The sequence below is a fragment of the Streptomyces sp. NPDC030814 genome (genome assembly GCF_055572155.1).
This window is the reverse complement of record NZ_JBVIDX010000008.1, coordinates 138737-155035: the sequence shown is the minus strand read 5'-3', so window position 1 is coordinate 155035 and position 16299 is coordinate 138737. Positions and strand designations below refer to the sequence as shown.

Below are 16299 nucleotides of genomic sequence, written 5' to 3'. Positions count from 1 at the left end.
GGCCCTTCGGGCCGATCGTTCGCGCGGTTTCCCCGCGCCCCTATGAGCCGGCGGGGGTCCCCGCGCCCCCGTGGTGCCCGGGCGGGTCGACGGCGTCGTTCCCCGCTCCTGGCTCGACCCCTCCCCAGGGCTTTCCCGTAATCCCCGGCGGGCGCACGACGCCGGCTACGGCACCTCGCCGCGTTGTCGGAACGTCCGCATGCATCCGGTATGCGGACGCCCCTCCGCCTTGCGATGCTCCCTCACTGCCTGAACGGCGCGGGAGGTGCCCCCAGCATCCGACGCCGTGCGCTGATCCACCGCGGATCACGGGACCAGCCCATAGGCCGGCCGCGTCGCGTCCAGGTCTGTCATCAGGAGCTCTCCGTTGATCGTGGCGCCTGCTCGGTAGCCGGTGGAGGCCGCGTTGACGACCTGTTCGGAGAAGCCCATGGCGTTGCCCACCGCCCAGACGCCGGGGACCGACGTCAGGCCCGTCGGGTCGACGACCGGGTAGGCGCCGAAGGGGGTCTCGTTCAGGTCGGCGCCCAGGTGCTCGAGGAGACCGGTCTGGGGGAGGGGGCGCGGGGCGACGAAGAGGACCTGCCGGGGATGGGTCGTGCCGTCGGTGAGCCGGACGCCGGTGAGGCGGTCGTCCTCGGTCAGCAGGCTCGCGACCTCGCCGGGGACCACCCGGACACCGGCCGCGGCGAGTCGGCGGAGGTCGTCGTCGGAGAGGCCGGTCTCGGGGACGGTGTGCAGGAACAGGGTGACGTCCTTGGACCACTGGGACACCATCAGTGCCTGGTGCACGCTCATGGGGGTGGTGGCGAGCACGCCGAACGCCTGGTCCTGCACCTCCCAGCCGTGGCAGTAGGGGCAGTGCAGTACGTCCCGTCCGAAACGCTCGGCGACTCCGGGCACCGGCGGCAGCTCGTCCTGGAGGCCGGTGGCGACGACGAGGCGCCGGGCGTGGAAGGTCCGGCCGTCGGCCAGGGTCACCGCGAAGCCGGCGTCGTCCGCGTGATCGTTCCGGGTGAGATCGACCGCCCGGCCCCGGACGAGTTCCACGCCGTACCGGGCGATCTCCTCGCGCCCCACGGCCAGGAACTCCTGCGGCGGCATGCCGTCCCGTGACAGATAGCCCTGCATATGGGCGGCGGGCGCGTTGCGGGGCTCCCCGGCGTCGACGACGAGCGTCCGGCGCCGGGCCCGGCCGAGGACCAGGGCCGCGGACAGTCCGGCCGCGCCGCCGCCGATCACGATCACTTCGTACTGCTCGGTCATGGTGACCACCTCCAGGGAGAACGTCACCCGAGAGCTGCCGCATTGACAAACGTCTTTGCCGAAACTGCAATAGCGGCATGAGTGAGAAGAGTGAGGCGGCGAACGGGACGGACGAGGTCCTCGCCGGGGTCGGGCCGAGGCTGCGGGCCCTGAGGAAGGAGCGGGAGGTGACGCTCGCCGGCCTGTCGGAGGCGACCGGCATCTCCGTGAGCACCCTCTCCCGGCTGGAGTCGGGGCTGCGCAAGCCCAGCCTGGAGCTGCTGCTGCCCATCGCGCGGGCCCACCAGGTCCCGCTCGACGAACTGATCGGCGAACCGCCCGTCGGTGATCCGCGGGTCCGGTCCCGGCCGATCGTGCGGCACGGGCGGACGTACTGGCCGCTCACCCGCCAGCCGGGCGGCCTCCAGGCCTTCAAGGTGCGCGTCGAGCCGGAGGGGCAGCGGGTCCCCGATCCGCGCACCCATGAGGGGTACGAGTGGCTCTACGTGCTCTCGGGGAAGCTGCGGGTGGTGCTCGGCGAGCACGACGTGGTGCTCACCGCCGGGGAGGCCGCCGAGTTCGACACCAGGGTGCCGCACTGGTTCGGGGTGGCGGGCGAGGCGCCGGCGGAGTTCCTCAGTCTCTTCGGGCCGCAGGGGGAGCGGATGCACGTCCGGGCCAAGCCCGCCCGCCCGTGACGCACGCTACTGCCCGCAGACTGTTCCCCGAAGGGCAAGCGACCGCTTAGTATGCGGATGTCAGTCGACCCCGGTCCGACGAAGCTGTCCCGTGGAGGCACCGCATGCAGGCATGGCAAGTGCACGAGAACGGCGAGCCGAGCGAGGTGATGCGGCTCCAGGACGTGGAGCGGCCCACGCCCGGCGACGGCCAGGTCCTGCTGAAGGTGCGCGCCGCGAACATCAACTTCCCGGACGTCCTGATGGCCCGGGGCCACTACCAGGTCCGCCCGCCGCTGCCGTTCACGCCCGGCGTCGAGATCTGCGGTGAGACCGAGGACGGCCGCCGGGTCATCGCCAGCCCGGCGCTGCCCCACGGCGGTTTCGCCGAGTACGCCGTTGCGGACGCCGCGGCCCTGCTGCCGGCACCCGCCGCGCTGGACGACGCTGAGGCCGCAGCCCTGCACATCGGCTACCAGACGGGCTGGTTCGGCCTCCACCGCCGGGCCCGCCTCGAAGCGGGGGAGACACTGCTCGTCCACGCTGCCGCAGGAGGGGTCGGCAGCGCGGCCGTGCAGCTCGGAAAGGCGGCCGGCGCCACGGTCGTCGGGGTCGTCGGCGGCGCCGACAAGGCCGCCGTCGCCCGGGAGCTGGGCTGCGACGTGGTGGTGGACCGGCGGAGCGAGGACGTCGTCTCCGCCGTGAAGGAAGCCACCGGGGGCCGGGGCGCCGACGTGATCTACGACCCCGTGGGCGGCGAGGCCTACACACAGTCGACCAAGGTCGTGGCCTTCGAAGGCAGGATCGTGGTCGTCGGTTTCGCCAGCGGGACCATCCCGAGCCCCGGCCTCAACCACGCCCTCGTCAAGAACTACTCGATCCTCGGCCTGCACTGGGGCCTGTACAACACCAAGAATCCGAAACTGGTCCAGCACTGCCACGAACAGCTCACCGAACTGGCGGCCCGGGGCGTCGTCAAACCCCTGGTGAGCGAGCGGGTGCCGCTCGACGGGGCCGCGGCCGCCGTCCAGCGCGTCGCTGACGGTGTCACCACCGGCCGGGTCGTCGTGGTGCCCGCACCGGAGAACGGAGCCGCCGCATGACCGACGCAGCCGAACTGAGGCGCCGCACCGCCGAGTTGCTGGCCGCGCACCCGCCCGCCACCACCGACCGGCTGGACTTCCTGCGCGCCCGCTTCGACGCCGGGCTCGCCTGGGTGCACTACCCCGAGGGCCTCGGCGGCCTCGGCGCCCCGCGCTCCCTCCAGGCCGTCGTGGACGCGGATCTGGCGGCAGAGGGCGCCCCCGACAACGACCCGCGCCGGATCGGCATCGGCCTCGGCATGGCCGCGCCGACGATCCTGGCCTACGGCACCGAGGAGCAGAAGCGGCGCTATCTGCGGCCCCTGTGGACCGGGGAGGAGGTCTGGTGCCAGCTGTTCAGCGAGCCCGGCGCCGGGTCCGACCTGGCCGCGCTCGGCACCCGCGCCGTCCGCGAGGACGGGGGAGAGTGGGTGGTCAACGGGCAGAAGGTGTGGACATCCAGCGCCCATGTCGCCCGCTGGGCCATCCTCATCGCCCGCACCGACCCGGACGTGCCCAAGCACCGGGGCATCACCTACTTCATCTGCGACATGACCGACCCCGGCATCGAGGTCCGGCCGCTGCGCCAGATCACCGGCGAGGCCGAGTTCAACGAGGTCTTCATCACCGACGTGCGCATCCCCGACTCCCGCCGCCTCGGCGACGTCGGCGATGGCTGGAAGGTCGCGCAGACCACCCTCAACAACGAACGCGTCGCCATCGGCGGTATGCGGCTGCCCCGTGAGGGCGGCATGATCGGCCCGGTCTCCAAGACCTGGCGTGAACGGCCCGAACTGCGCACCCACGATTTCCACCAGCGACTGCTCAAGCTGTGGGTGGAGGCCGAGGCGGCCCGGCTCACCGCCGAACGGCTGCGCCAGCAGCTCGTCGCCGGACAGCCCGGCCCCGAGGGCGCCGGCATGAAGCTCGCCTTCGCCCGCCTCAACCAGGAGATCAGCGGCCTGGAGGTCGAACTCCGCGGCGAGGAGGGCCTGCTGTACGACGACTGGACCATGCGCCGCCCCGAGCTGGTCGACTTCGTCGGCCGTGACGCGGGCTACCGCTACCTGCGCTCCAAGGGCAACAGCATCGAGGGCGGGACCACCGAGGTCCTGCTGAACATCGTCGCCGAGCGCGTCCTGGGCCTGCCCCCCGAGCCGCGCACCGACAAGGACGTCGCCTGGAAGGACCTGGCCCGATGAGCACACAGCCGGATCTCCTCTACTCCGAGGAGGAAGAGGCACTGCGGTCGGCGGTCCGGGACCTCCTCGCCGACCACTGCGACGCGGCGGGTGTCATCGCGCGCGTCGAGTCCGACGCCCCGCACGACCGCGCGGCGTGGAAGGCGCTTGCCGACGGCATGGGCCTCGCCGGGCTCCTCGTCCCCGAGGACCGGGGCGGTCAGGGCGCCACCCATCGTGAGGCCGCCGTCGTCCTGGAGGAGCTGGGACGTGCCGTCGCCCCCCTGCCGTACCTCACGAGTGCTGTCGTCGCCACCGAGGCCCTCCTGGCCTGCGCCGCCGGCGATCTGCTCCCCGAGCTGGCCTCCGGACGCAGGATCGGCGCCCTCGCGGTAGCGCTGAACGTCGCCGCCGGCGGCGCCTACAAGGTCGTACGGTTCGAGGACGGCGCCCTGCACGGCGAGCTGACCGGCATCGCGGACGCGGCCGTCGCCGACGTGCTGCTCGTGCCCGCCGACGACGGCGGCCTGTACGCGGTCGACGCCTCCGCCGTGGCCGTCACCCCGCAGCCGTCCCTGGACCTGACCCGGCCCCTGGCGACGGTCACCCTCGACGGGGCGCCCGGCCGCCTCCTCGGAGACGCCGAACCCGCCGTACGCCGGGCCCTGCGCGCCGGGGCCGGGCTGCTCGCCTCCGAGCAACTCGGGCTCGCCGACTGGACACTGACCGAGACGGTCCGCTACCTCAAGGAGCGCAAGCAGTTCAACCGGCCCGTCGGCGGCTTCCAGGCGCTCAAGCACCGGCTGGCGCAGCTGTGGCTGGAGGTCGTCAACCTGCGCGCGGCCGCCCGCAACGCGGCCGACGCGCTCGCCACCGGCAGTGACGACATCGACGTGGCGGTGGCCGTCGCCCAGGCGTTCGCCGCACCCGTGGCCGTCCACGCGGCCGAGGAGGCACTGCAACTGCACGGCGGCATCGGCATGACCTGGGAGCACCCGGTCCACCTGTATCTCAAGCGGGCCAAGGCCGACGCGATCGCGTACGGCACCGCGGGCGCCCACCGGGAGGCACTGGCCGAACTGGTCGGCCTGGGCGCGCCCTGAACCGCCGTCGGAAAGCGCCGCGTAAGCGTGCGGAAGAGCCCGCCCCACCAGAAGCCGGCTCTTCCGCACGCCCCTCGCGGAGGGGTGACCGCACGACGGCGCTCCGGCCAATTCCTCCTCTGCACGGTCCCTTTGGCGAACTGCTCGCCGCGGACGTCGACCACCTCGACACCGACGGCCTCGCGGGCCTCGAAGCCTTCCTGGACACCCATCGGGCTTTGTGAAGCCCGCCGTTCGGCTAGCGCCCGGGCCACGGGGCCACGACACGTCCGACACCACACGTTCGGCGGACACGTCAGCCGCACGGACGAACCCTCCGCTACGCCACACTTGCCGCCGAATGCCGCGAAGTGGGCGTGGCGGAGGAGGTTGACGATGGCCATTTCCATCTCTGTGGTGCTGCTGCTCGTGATCCTGACGGTGGTCTTCATGCGCAACGGCGCGCTGAAGCTCTCGCACGCCACCGTCTGCGTCCTGCTCGGCTTCTCCATGGCGAGCACGAGCCTCGCACCGACCATCCACAACGGGCTCACCGCCACGGCCGACATCGTCAGCAGCCTCAAACCATGAGCCAGGCCCTCATGCCGCCGCCTACCACCGGCGTCCGGTGAACACCCCGATCCCGTTCGGTACGGGCCGTTCGGCGCCGGCGCTGGGGTGGTTCCGTACGGTGACGGCGCTCTCGCCGGCGGCACGCGCGACCAGCGTGGAGGAGCCGCCGCCGTCCAGACTGAACGCGTCGTCCGAGCCCAGTCCCCGCATCACCTCCGCGACCTCGGCGATGGTGAGGCCGGAGCGGTGGGCTGGGGCGCCGTCCAAAGCGAGCAGCAGCAGCCGGTGGCCGCCCTCGGCGATGCCGACGGCCGTACGCACCGCCGAGACCGTGTCGTCCAGGCCCGGCAGCGGCCGGCCGGCCCGCAGGACCGGGTAGCCGCCGAGCGCGAAGGCGTACGGGGTGCGGGTCGTCGCCGCCACCAGACGGTGCCGTACCTCGACCGGGTCGCCGGGGGAGAGCGCGCGCAGCCGCTGGGCGCCCGCCTCGCGGCCGACGAGGACCGTGGCGCCGTGTGCGACGGCACCGCTGCCGGGCGTGGGCGCGACGGAGGCCACCCGGCCTCCCGCGACCAGCACCTCATGGACGTCGGTGCTGCACGGCGCCGCCCGGTCGGTGTCGATGCCGCACACGGCCCGCATACGGGAGACGGTGCCCCAGTCGGAGGTGAACGCCCCGACGGAGCCGACCGGCAGGGCGTACTGGTTGAGGCCGCCCAGCCGGAGGACGCCCTCGGCGGTGGTGACGGAACCGTCGAGGGCGATGCTGTCGAGGCGGGCCAGACGGTCCACCGTGACCCCGAGCACGTCCTTGGTGCTCGTACCGGCCGGCAGGTCCGGGCCGAAGCGTTGGCCGTCCGGCACGGCGGCCTTGAGGGCGCGTCCACGGGCGATCGCCGGGCCGACCGGCGCGCCCGTGGCCGTGACACCGGGATGCTGGACCTCGGTGATGTTGAAGAAGTCGCCGTTGACCCCGGCCACGGCGCCCGCGGCGGTGGCCATCCGGGACACGGTCTCCCGCGCGGCCACCGCCCCCGGGTACAGCAGACGGACGCGCACCCGTCGGTCGCGCAGATCGACGCTCAGCACATGGGCGTGCGCCACACCCTGGGCGGCGGGTACGTCGAACTCGGTGTACGCGACGCCCGGCCCGAGGCCGGCGACCGAGGCCGCGCCGGTGGCCGGTGCCGCCCCCGCGAGGGCGGCGCCGGTGAGCACGCTCCACGCCGCGAGAACCGTCAGTACCGTTCTGAAACGTCCGTCACGACGCGCCAAGGTGCCCCCTGATGTCCCGTCAACTGTTCCAGTGCCCAGGGGAAGTGCACCAGACGACTACCGGCCGGGCGGCGGCTCCGGGCCGACGACGCGGGAACGGATGAGGAAACGCACCCCTTCGGGTGCCTCCAGGGAGAAACCGCTGCCCCGGCCCGGCACCACGTCGACGATGAGCCGGGTGTGACTCCACACCTCGTACTGGCCGCGGGACATCCAGAAGCCCACCGCCTCGTCGACGCCGTCGACCTCCAGCTCCGCGAGGAGGACGTCGGACGCGCCCGTCCGGAACTCGCCGTCCGGGTAGCACATGGGGGCGCTGCCGTCGCAGCAGCCGCCCGACTGGTGGAACATCAGCGGGCCGTGGGCCGCCCGCAGCCGCCGGACCAGGTCGGCGGCCGCGGGGGTCAGCTCTACACGAGGGACCACATCCATGGCCCCAGTCAACGCCCCATCAGGTTGCGAGGACGTTGCGTACGCCCCGTCAGTTCTGCGGCGAACCGCTGGAGCGGTTGCGGCGGCGCAACGGAAGCAGGCCGCCGGCAAGGGGCCGCGAGCGGGTGATGACGGTGCGCCGCGACGGGACGGGAGCGGTGCCGGTTGTCCGGTATTCCCGGCAGTTGACACGTGTGGGCGGGTCAGTGCCGACCTGTCACAGCAATACATCGATTTTGTTGGTCACTTGACTACCGGGCGTCACACACGATTGGCTCCGCCCAGCGAAAGTCAGCCAGTCACCGCACGTCAGGACGGTGATCGCGGCGTTTTCGCCTCCCCCTGCCGTTCCGCCTTGGCCGCACAGCGAGGTGCCGTACCCTCATGAACCCAGCCCCCGCCGCACACCGGCTCTCCACAGCCCTCCGCGCCGCGGCCCTCACCGCCGCCGTCTGTCTCACCGTCGTCGGCTGCTCCGTCCTCGGCGGCACCGACTCCGACGCGGGCGACGGCGCGGCGGGCGGGTCCGGTGGAGGCGGGATGAAGGTCGCCCTCATCGCCCACGGGGCCGAGGGGGATGCCTTCTGGGACCGGGTCCGCAAGGGCGCCGAGGCCGCGGCGGCCAAGGACGGTATCGACCTGACGTTCGTCAGCGACCCGGACGCCGCCGGCCAGGCGAAACTCGTGCGGGACGCGATAGCCGACAAGGTCGACGGCATCGCGGTCACCCTCGCCAAACCGCAGGCCATGCGGGGCGCGGTCGCCGAGGCCCGCAGAGCCGGCATTCCCGTCGTCGCCCTCAACTCCGGCATCGACGCCTGGCGGGCGCAGGGCCTGCTCGGCTTCTACGGTCAGAACGAGAGCGTCGCCGGACGGGCCCTCGGCAAGGAACTGGACGCCCGCGACGCCCGGCACGCCGTCTGCGTCATCCACGAACGCGGCAATGTCGCCCTGGAGGCGCGCTGCGCCGGCGTCCGCAAGACCTTCGGCGGACAGACCGAGAACCTCTATGTCGACGGCGCCGACATGGACGCGGTGACCGGGGTGATCGCCGCGAAGCTCCGTCAGGACCCCACCATCGACGAGGTCGTGACCCTAGGGGCGCAGTACGCGCTCGCCGCCGTCAAGTCCGTCAAGGACGCGGGGGACCGGGCCGAGGTCGCCACCTTCGACCTCAACGCGGACATGGTCAAGGCCGTGAAGAGCGGCGCCGTGCAGTTCGCGGTGGACCAGCAGCCGTACCTCCAGGGCTACCTCGCGGTGGACGGGCTCTGGCTCTACCGCACCAACGGCAACATCAGCGGCGGCGGCGTTCAGCCGGTGCTCACCGGTCCCGCGTTCGTGACCAAGAAGAACATCGCCGGGATCGAGAAGTTCGCGGCGAACGGCACGCGCTGACACGATGCGGACGGCACGCGTGGAGGCCATGCGGACGGCACGCGTGGAGGCCATGCGGACGGCACGCGTGGAGGCCATGCGGACGGCACGCGTGGAGGCCATGCGGACGGCACACGGGGAGACGAAGCTGACGGGACCCCCGCACACCGCGCGCACGGCGCCTCGCCACCCGGTGCGAACACCAACCGGAACGCTCCGTTCGGACACGGGTTCACCACGGAATCCAACCATCCGGAACGGTCCGGTAACGGCGACACCAAGCTTTCGACCTCCCACGACGCAGCTTTCACTTGTGCGGATAACATCCTGCGCATCCCCTGTGCGCCGTACTGACGGGTGACCACCCACCACCCTCGGTCGCCGAAGCCCCGCCCCCCCATCCCTTCCGCTCCCCGCCAACCGCCCAAGGACGACGATGCCCCCAAGGACCGGCGCCCGGCGCCGTCTCGGCTCCATCCGTCTCTCGCTGATCCTGCTGGCTCTCATCCCCAGCGTCACGCTCACCGCGAGCTGGGCCATGACGACGACGCAGATGTTCTCCGAGGGGCTGCGGCTGCGGGCGCAGACGGGGCTGAGCAAGTCCACCGGCGCCATGGGCACCGAGGCCACCCTGGCCCTCCAGCGGGAGCGCGTCCTCTCCGCCGCCTACATGGCCGCCCCAGGCAGATCCACGGCTGCCCTGGAGGATCAGCGCAGGAAGACGGACGCGGCGGTCGCCCGGCTCGCCGAGAAGGCGGACGCGATCGAGGGCGCCCCGGACCGCATCGGCGAGCGGCTGTACTCGGTGATGGCCGGTTCCGGCAGCCTGGAGTACTACCGGGGCCAGGTGGACAACCCCACCGACATCACCCCCGAGCAGATCCTCGACCAGTACACCGAGATCATCGACGGCCAGATCCATGCCTTCCAGGAGCTGTCCCAGGTCGACGACGGCGACCTCACCTCCCAGGCCGGCCCGCTCGTCACCCTCGAACAGGCCGCGGAACTGGTCTCCCAGGAGGACGCGCTCCTCACCCTGAACTGGCCCGCCGGGGAACTCGACGTCGCCTCCCGGGAGCGTTTCGGACAGGTGGTCAACGCCCGGCGCTGGCTCGTCGACAACCAGCTGGTGCCCTCCCTCGAAGGAGAGGTGAAGAGCGAGGTCGAGCGCATCGTCCAGGACAAGGACTGGCAGAACCTCCAGGCGGTGGAGGACCAGATCCTCGCGGCCCACGCCACCGGCACCGGCAAGTCCCGCAGGACCGACCTGCCCGATTCACAGGACCGCTGGGACACGGCGGTGACCAGCCTGTCCGTCCAGTACGAGAAGCTGATCCGGGAGCAGACCCGGGCGCTGCTGGACCGCAGCGGCGAGGAAGCCCGCGGGCTGCTCATCAAGGCCGGCTCACTCAGCGCCGCCGGGCTCGCCGCGCTCCTGCTGTGCATCGTGATGTCCTGGCGCATCACCCGCTCCCTGTCGCTGCGGCTGCGGGGCCTCAGGACCGCCACCCTCAGCCTCGCCCAGGAGCGGCTGCCTGACGTCGTCGCCCGCCTGGAGCGGGGTGAGAAGGTCGACGTCGACACCGCCGCGGCCCCGCTGGACTACGGCACCGACGAACTCGGCCAGGTCGCCAAGGCGTTCAACGCCGCCCAGCGCACCGCCGTGCACACCGCCGTCGAACTCGCCGACACCCGGCGCGGCTTCCAGCGCGTCATCCTCGGTATCGCCCGGCAGAGCCAGAACCTGGTCAACCTCCAGCTCACCAAGCTCGACAAGCTGGAGCGCCAGCACCAGGACCCGGAGATCCTCAAGGGCCTGTACGAGCTGGACTCCACCGCGAGCCAGCTGCGCCGCTACGAGGAGAACCTCGTCATCATCAGCGGTGAGCGGCCCGGCCGTACCTGGACCGAACCCGTCGCGCTGATCGACATTCTGCGCAGCGCCGTCGGTGAGGTCGCCGAGTACCAGCGGGTCGAGGTGCACACCGAGGACGACGTGTGGATCGCCCCGCCGGCCGTGGCCGACGTGATCCACCTCCTCGCCGAGCTGATCGACAACGCCACCTCGTACTCGCCGGCCCCCAGCCCCGTGAGCGTGCGCGCGGCGATCGTGGCGAAGGGTCTCGCCCTGGAGGTCGAGGACCGGGGGCTCGGCATGTCCGAGGAGGACTACGAGGCGTTCAACGCCCAGTTGGCCGTACCCCCGAAGTTCGACGTGGTGGCCCTCGCCGACGACCTACGGCTCGGCATGTTCGTCATCGCCCGGCTCGCCACCCGGCACGGCATCGCCGTCACCCTGCGGGCCTCGCCGTACGGCGGCACCACCGCGATCGTGCTGATCCCGCACGACATCGTGGTCCGCGAGGCCCCCGAACCCGAGGCGGACGGCAGCGACGCGGAGGACCCGCCCGTACGGTCCTCCCTCGTGGCCCGGCGGGTCGCCGCCGCCGAGCCCGAGGCAGTACGGGCCGACCCGGACCCCGAAGCGGAGGACCGGTCCGCCATGCCCACCCGGGCCCGCGACACCTCCGTCTCGAACGGCACCGCAACCGCCGGCCGAAGGTCCCCGGCCCGGACGAAGGGCGATCGGCTCCCGCTGCCCCGGCGGGTGCCGCAGACCAGTCTGGCGGCCGAGCTGATGGACGAGTCGACGCCCTGCCCCGACGGGGACGACGACGACTTCACGGCCGAACGCGCCGCCTCCTCGCTCGCCGGTTTCCAGCGCGGAACACTTCAGGCACGTGACGACGAAGCGGAACCCGAGTACGTACTGGGGGAGGAATTCGCATCCGAAGACCCGGCAGACCGGATCCCCGTCTCCGGCACCTGACGTCCCCATCGACTCCCCCGTCGCAGCCCGCTCATGAAGGACACACAGATGACACGCCCCATCCCCGCCACCCACAGCCAGCTCGACCAGCTGCTCACCGGACTGGTGGACCGGGTCGCCGAGGTCGACCACGCCGTCGTGCTCTCCGAGGACGGGCTGGTCGTCAGCAAGTCCACCGCGTTCCTGCGTGACGACGCCGAGCGGCTGGCGGCGACCGCGTCCGGTCTGATGAGCCTCAGCAAGGGTGTCAGCATGGACTTCCGCGGCGGTCCCGTGCGCCAGCTGCTCATAGAGATGGGCAACGCCTTCCTGATCCTCACCAACGCCGGGCCGGGCGCCAACCTCGCCGTGCTCACCCGGCAGGGCGCGGACGTCGGTGTGGTGGCGTACCAGATGAACATGCTGGTGAAGAAGATCGGCGAGCACCTCAGCGCGGCCCCGCGCGCGGGTGTGGTCGTCGCGGACAGCGGCGAGTGAGGTGAACGGAGGCGACGCGGCGGGCCGGCTGGTCCGCCCGTTCACCCTGACCGGCGGCAGGACCAGACCGAGTCGGAGCGACTTCACCCTCATCACCACGGTGACGGCGGTGGATCCGCAGCCCGTCGGCGGAGCCCGGCCGCAGCCCGAGCACACCCGGATCCTCAGACTCTGCGCCAAGCCGATCGTCGTGGCGGAGCTGGCCACCGGGCTCGACCTTCCGGTGAGCGTGGTGGCGATCATGCTCTGCGACCTGCTGGAGGCGGGCCGGATCACCGTGCGGCAGCCGCGGTTGATCTCCCGGACTCCCGACCTGGACCTGCTGAAGAAAGTGAGGGACGGCCTTGGCCGCCTCTGACCCCACCGCACAGGGCATCCCGGCTCCCGACGCGGTGAAGATACTCATCGCCGGGGGATTCGGCGTCGGCAAGACGACCATGGTCGGCTCGGTCAGCGAGATCGTCCCCCTGCGCACGGAGGAGCCCCTCACCACCGCGGGCCTCGGTGTCGACGACCTCGACGGCATCCCCGACAAGCAGGCCACCACGGTGGCCCTCGACTTCGGGCGCATCAGCATCGGGGACGACCTCGTGCTGTATCTGTTCGGGACGCCCGGGCAGCAGCGGTTCTGGTTCATGTGGAACGACCTGGCGATCGGCGCGCTCGGCGCGGTCGTCCTCGTGGACGTCCGCCGACCCGATTCGAGCTTCGCCGCGATCGACTTCTTCGAACGGCGGAAGATCCCGTTCGTCATCGGCGTCAACGGGTTCTACGGCGAGCACCCCTACGAACCGGACGAGATCCGCGAGGCCCTGGCCCTGCCCGAGCACACCCCGGTCCTCCTCTTCGACGCCCGTGAACGCGCCTCCTGCCGAGACGTACTGATCGCCCTCCTGGACCAGCTGATCGCGACCTCGGCCCGCTGAGCGGTCAGGGCACCGCCGGCGTGTCCGGCCTGGTCAGGGCCGGACCTCCGCCCTGACCAGGCCGGACACGTGGTCGGTGATCGTGTCGAGAATGCTCATCCAGGTCGTGTCGTCGCCCAGGACCAGGAAGTTGAGGGTGAGGCCGTCCGTCATGGCGGCCAGGTAGCGGGCCAGCACCGGGACCGGCACGGTCAGTTCGAACTCCATGGAGTGCCGCAGCTGCTCGATCAGCTCGGTGTACGTCTTGCAGTACATCTCGTACTGCCGCCGCGCCAGATGCTCGAACCCGGGCTCCCGGAGGGCGTACTGGGTCAGCTCGTAGGTGAGCATGTGCTCGCCGGGGTGGGCGGACACGTGGTCCCAGTACGCCTGGAAACCGGCCCGGACGGTCTCCCTGAGCGTCTCCCGGGGCCGGATCGCCTCCCGCACCAGCGTCACATAGTGGCCGGTGATGGTGGTGATGACGGACTCGATCAGCTCCTGCTTCGAGGCGAAGCAGTAGTGGAAGACGCTCAGTGACACGCCTGCCTCGGCCGCGATGGACCGGGTCGTCGTCCTGGGGACGCCGTCCCGGGTCATCGCGCGGATCGCCGCCTCGGTCAGTTGTCTGCGCCGTTCGGCCGACGGCAAGCGTGCCATGTGGTTCCCTTTCCCCCGTGCTGCGGTCAGCCGCCGTAGACGCCGACCTCATAGAGGGAGTAGCCCCAGTCGGTGCCGCGGTCGACCCCCTGCATCCGAACATAGCGGGCCGGGACTCCGGAGAACCTGGCCGTGTCGAGGCCGCCGTCACCCGAGGTCGTGGACCACACCGTCTTCCAGGTCGAGCCGTCGGTGGAGACGTCGATCCGGTACGACCTGCCGTACGCGCGCTCCCAGTCGAGGGTGACCCGCTTGACCGTGTGGGTGGAGCCGAGGTCCACCTTCCACCACTGGTCGTCGCTCCAGTCGCTCGCCCAGCGGGTGCCGCCGTCACCGTCCACGGCCCGGCCGGGCTGGTAGCTGGTGAAAGGGTTCGACTCGGACGCGCTCGCCGTGGCCGTGGCTCCCTTGGCGAGGTTCACGCCCGCCTTGTGCGACTCGGAGGCACCCCAGGTGTCGAGGTAGGACTCCGCGCCGCGGAGGAGGTCGTCCACGACGCCCTGGCCGCCGACGAGCCGGATGTCCTCGATCCAGTCAGGGACCATGCCGACGTGGGCGGCGCCGTCGGTGTTGTAGTCGAAGGTGCGCCGGCCGGTGGTCTGCTTGTCGATCGTCGAGCCGCCGTCGGCGCTCTTGAAGGGGTACTTCACGGGGTTCGAGGTGTTCGCGCCGCGCGGTGCGGGGTGGTCGCCGATGCCGTTGAAGTCCGTGCCGAAGCCGTAGCCCACGCCGTACTTCGTCCGCAGGGCGTCCGTGCGCCCGGCCTCCTCGCTGAACTCCTTCGAACCGTGCATGTACTGGGCGACGAAACCGCCGAGGGAGTAGACCCGCTCGGTCCAGTTCAGGTCCATCCAGCTGTGCGAGGACAGCACGCCCGGGTACGACTCGGCCTCGAAGATGTCGAGGACACGGCCGGTGGCCTTGACGCTCATGTGGTCGATCTCGACCATCATCTTCCGCTTCATCATGCCGCGCAGGGCGTACTCGCCGAGGTCGGTGAGCCCGCGCACGTTGCACTGCGCGTTCTCGTCGTACTCCGGGACCTCGGTGCCCGCCGGCAGGTCCGCCTCGGCCTTCGACGCGGCCCCGCCGATCGGGTTGTCCTTCTGCGGGCCCTTGCACTTCTCCGTCTGCCAGAACGTGCCGGTCGACAGGAACTGGCCGACGTTGATGGCCGTGCCGAGACCGTGCTCGTCGAAGCGGACGCCGCACAGCGCGTTGTCGAACTTGTGGCACAGGAACATGCTGCGCACACCCAGGTCGTACAGCTCGTCGAGGCCCTTGTCGATGTCCGCCTTGCTGCACTGCGGGATGTCGAGGATCTGCTTGCAGCCGAACGGCTCGGAGGTCTCGACGCCGAGTACGACCGCCAGCTTGCCCTGTGCGATGACGTCGCGGGCCTGCGCGCTGTCGGTGACGATCCGGAACCAGCCCTTGCCGGTGCCGCCGTACTGGGCGTCGATGTAGGCCTGGAGGTCGTACGTCAGCTTGGCCTGGAGCCGGATCGAGGTCATCTCGTCGCAGCTGCGGTCCTTGAACGGGTAGACCGAGCAGATCATGCCGTTGGTGACGAGGTCGTTGACGAGGACGCGCTGACCGCCGCGCCAGGCGCGCTCGATCCAGGCGTAGTAGTTGGCCTGGTGGGTCATCGAGTCGTACGCCGGCCAGTCCTTGAACGTCGGGTAGCCGACCGGGTCGTGCTTGCCGTCACCGCCGTGGGTGATGTAGTCGAAGATCGCGAGGGTGCCGTCGGGGTAGTGCTCGGGACAGTCCTTCAGCGCGTCGGCGATCCCGGAGGTCGAGAAGACCTTGCCGCAGATGAGCCGGCCGCCGAACGCCTCGTTGGAGAACAGGTGGTTGTGGGCGTCCACGAAACCGCGGACCTCGCCCGCCGCGTTCGTGCCCTTGAACGGCTCGCCCGTCACATTGATCTGGGAGTCGGGCGTCGGCCGTGAGGTGGGCAGCCACCAGTCGCCGGTGGCCGCCGAGCTGGACGACGGGCTGAGCAGCATGCCCATCGCGGTCAGGAACAGCGTCAGCACCATGAGGGGTCTGCGTCGGTGGTGGGCGCGTCGAGTTCTGGTCATCACTCACGTCCTTGGTCGGAGGAAGCGCGGTCGATCGGCCAGACCCTGCGGGACGCGCGAACACCACGACGTTGGCCCGATTGTCATGGCTGGCACAAGCGATGTGACGAGAATCGCCACTGTGGTGATGCGAGTCAATAGTCCGGGACGGATGACCTGATGGGGATCGGGTGGTAGAGCGCCCAGGTGACGTACCGTCAAACAGCGGACCGATCAGGCCGGTTGTGGTTTGTGGTTCCTTGTCCCGGTCCTTGGCCGTCGTCGGGTCCGAAGTCTCGCGCGTGCGTCCTGAGCAGTCGCCTCTGACGATCCCCGGCTTCGGTGTTTTCGGAGTGGCAGGGGGCCTCCTCCACGCCCGGGGAGGGCGCCTTACGACTCGGGAGTGCGGGTTCGTCGGCGACCGCGGGTGGGTGGGG

15 protein-coding genes are annotated in these 16299 nt (G+C 71.1%); 10 read left to right on the top strand and 5 right to left on the bottom strand.

Annotation, left to right across the window (positions count from 1 at the left end; all coding sequences use genetic code 11):
• Nucleotides 1-306 precede the first annotated feature (306 nt).
• Nucleotides 307-1266, bottom strand: coding sequence for an NAD(P)/FAD-dependent oxidoreductase (locus ACZ43N_RS19115; protein WP_468098796.1), 960 nt, complete (start codon nt 1264-1266; stop codon nt 307-309).
• A gap of 77 nt (nt 1267-1343) precedes the next feature.
• On the opposite strand from ACZ43N_RS19115, the gene ACZ43N_RS19110 reads away from it, so the two are divergent.
• The 5 genes from ACZ43N_RS19110 (at nt 1344) to ACZ43N_RS19090 (ending at nt 5858) form a co-directional block, all read left to right on the top strand.
• The gene (locus ACZ43N_RS19110; protein WP_468098795.1) at nt 1344-1943 is read left to right on the top strand and encodes a helix-turn-helix domain-containing protein; all 600 of its coding nucleotides are present in this window, start codon (nt 1344-1346) and stop codon (nt 1941-1943) included.
• 104 nt (nt 1944-2047) lie between these two features.
• The gene (locus tag ACZ43N_RS19105; RefSeq protein WP_468098794.1) at nt 2048-3025 is read left to right on the top strand and encodes an NADPH:quinone oxidoreductase family protein; all 978 of its coding nucleotides are present in this window, start codon (nt 2048-2050) and stop codon (nt 3023-3025) included.
• Nucleotides 3022-4206, top strand: a complete 1185-nt coding sequence (locus ACZ43N_RS19100) for an acyl-CoA dehydrogenase family protein (RefSeq protein WP_468098793.1) — start codon at nt 3022-3024, stop codon at nt 4204-4206. The genes ACZ43N_RS19105 and ACZ43N_RS19100 overlap by 4 nt, the downstream gene beginning before the upstream one ends.
• Nucleotides 4203-5288: an acyl-CoA dehydrogenase family protein gene (locus tag ACZ43N_RS19095; RefSeq protein ID WP_468098792.1), complete on the top strand. Its 1086-nt coding sequence runs from the start codon at nt 4203-4205 to the stop codon at nt 5286-5288. Before ACZ43N_RS19100 ends, ACZ43N_RS19095 begins: the two co-directional genes overlap by 4 nt.
• 375 nt (nt 5289-5663) lie before the next feature.
• A complete protein-coding gene (locus tag ACZ43N_RS19090; protein ID WP_468098791.1) occupies nt 5664-5858 on the top strand; it encodes a hypothetical protein in 195 nt (64 codons plus the stop codon).
• 21 nt (nt 5859-5879) lie between these two features.
• On the opposite strand, the gene ACZ43N_RS19085 is transcribed toward ACZ43N_RS19090, so the two are convergent.
• Both ACZ43N_RS19085 and ACZ43N_RS19080 read right to left on the bottom strand, forming a co-directional pair.
• Nucleotides 5880-7058 carry a phosphodiester glycosidase family protein gene (locus ACZ43N_RS19085; protein WP_468099052.1) on the bottom strand — a complete coding sequence of 393 codons (1179 nt, stop codon included), beginning with the start codon at nt 7056-7058 and terminating at the stop codon, nt 5880-5882.
• Between the two features lie 114 nt (nt 7059-7172).
• Nucleotides 7173-7547 carry a DUF779 domain-containing protein gene (locus tag ACZ43N_RS19080; RefSeq protein ID WP_468098790.1) on the bottom strand — a complete coding sequence of 125 codons (375 nt, stop codon included), beginning with the start codon at nt 7545-7547 and terminating at the stop codon, nt 7173-7175.
• 384 nt (nt 7548-7931) lie between these two features.
• Here ACZ43N_RS19080 and ACZ43N_RS19075 point away from each other — a divergent pair, with 384 nt between their 5' ends.
• The 5 genes from ACZ43N_RS19075 to ACZ43N_RS19055 all read left to right on the top strand — a co-directional run bounded on the left by ACZ43N_RS19075 (nt 7932) and on the right by ACZ43N_RS19055 (nt 13157).
• Nucleotides 7932-8945 carry a substrate-binding domain-containing protein gene (locus tag ACZ43N_RS19075; RefSeq protein ID WP_468098789.1) on the top strand — a complete coding sequence of 338 codons (1014 nt, stop codon included), beginning with the start codon at nt 7932-7934 and terminating at the stop codon, nt 8943-8945.
• Between the two features lie 415 nt (nt 8946-9360).
• Nucleotides 9361-11754, top strand: a complete 2394-nt coding sequence (locus ACZ43N_RS19070; RefSeq protein ID WP_468098788.1) for a nitrate- and nitrite sensing domain-containing protein — start codon at nt 9361-9363, stop codon at nt 11752-11754.
• Nucleotides 11755-11802: 48 nt separating this feature from the next.
• Complete coding sequence (locus ACZ43N_RS19065; RefSeq protein ID WP_055514289.1) at nt 11803-12231, top strand: roadblock/LC7 domain-containing protein; 429 nt, start codon at nt 11803-11805, stop codon at nt 12229-12231.
• 1 nt (nt 12232) lies between these two features.
• Complete coding sequence (locus tag ACZ43N_RS19060) at nt 12233-12589, top strand: DUF742 domain-containing protein (RefSeq protein ID WP_055514287.1); 357 nt, start codon at nt 12233-12235, stop codon at nt 12587-12589.
• Nucleotides 12576-13157: a GTP-binding protein gene (locus tag ACZ43N_RS19055; protein ID WP_468098786.1), complete on the top strand. Its 582-nt coding sequence runs from the start codon at nt 12576-12578 to the stop codon at nt 13155-13157. The genes ACZ43N_RS19060 and ACZ43N_RS19055 overlap by 14 nt, the downstream gene beginning before the upstream one ends.
• Nucleotides 13158-13190: 33 nt before the next feature.
• Here the strand turns inward: ACZ43N_RS19055 and ACZ43N_RS19050 are convergent, their stop codons facing one another.
• Together ACZ43N_RS19050 and ACZ43N_RS19045 are read right to left on the bottom strand one after the other, a co-directional pair.
• The gene (locus tag ACZ43N_RS19050; RefSeq protein WP_468098784.1) at nt 13191-13796 is read right to left on the bottom strand and encodes a TetR/AcrR family transcriptional regulator; all 606 of its coding nucleotides are present in this window, start codon (nt 13794-13796) and stop codon (nt 13191-13193) included.
• A gap of 26 nt (nt 13797-13822) precedes the next feature.
• A complete protein-coding gene (locus ACZ43N_RS19045) occupies nt 13823-15841 on the bottom strand; it encodes a galactose-binding domain-containing protein (RefSeq protein WP_468099051.1) in 2019 nt (672 codons plus the stop codon).
• Nucleotides 15842-16299 lie beyond the last annotated feature (458 nt).

What these genes read in the sequence shown, in the direction of transcription:
- ACZ43N_RS19110 (WP_468098795.1), top strand. Translation starts at nt 1,344, where the DNA reads ATGAGTGAGAAGAGTGAGGCGGCGAACGGGACGGACGAGGTCCTCGCC.
- ACZ43N_RS19100 (WP_468098793.1), top strand. Translation starts at nt 3,022, where the DNA reads ATGACCGACGCAGCCGAACTGAGGCGCCGCACCGCCGAGTTGCTGGCC.
- ACZ43N_RS19050 (WP_468098784.1), bottom strand. Translation starts at nt 13,796, where the DNA reads ATGGCACGCTTGCCGTCGGCCGAACGGCGCAGACAACTGACCGAGGCG.
- ACZ43N_RS19090 (WP_468098791.1), top strand. Translation starts at nt 5,664, where the DNA reads ATGGCCATTTCCATCTCTGTGGTGCTGCTGCTCGTGATCCTGACGGTG.
- ACZ43N_RS19070 (WP_468098788.1), top strand. Translation starts at nt 9,361, where the DNA reads ATGCCCCCAAGGACCGGCGCCCGGCGCCGTCTCGGCTCCATCCGTCTC.
- ACZ43N_RS19105 (WP_468098794.1), top strand. Translation starts at nt 2,048, where the DNA reads ATGCAGGCATGGCAAGTGCACGAGAACGGCGAGCCGAGCGAGGTGATG.
- ACZ43N_RS19075 (WP_468098789.1), top strand. Translation starts at nt 7,932, where the DNA reads ATGAACCCAGCCCCCGCCGCACACCGGCTCTCCACAGCCCTCCGCGCC.
- ACZ43N_RS19045 (WP_468099051.1), bottom strand. Translation starts at nt 15,841, where the DNA reads ATGGTGCTGACGCTGTTCCTGACCGCGATGGGCATGCTGCTCAGCCCG.
- ACZ43N_RS19080 (WP_468098790.1), bottom strand. Translation starts at nt 7,547, where the DNA reads ATGGATGTGGTCCCTCGTGTAGAGCTGACCCCCGCGGCCGCCGACCTG.
- ACZ43N_RS19065 (WP_055514289.1), top strand. Translation starts at nt 11,803, where the DNA reads ATGACACGCCCCATCCCCGCCACCCACAGCCAGCTCGACCAGCTGCTC.
- ACZ43N_RS19115 (WP_468098796.1), bottom strand. Translation starts at nt 1,266, where the DNA reads ATGACCGAGCAGTACGAAGTGATCGTGATCGGCGGCGGCGCGGCCGGA.
- ACZ43N_RS19095 (WP_468098792.1), top strand. Translation starts at nt 4,203, where the DNA reads ATGAGCACACAGCCGGATCTCCTCTACTCCGAGGAGGAAGAGGCACTG.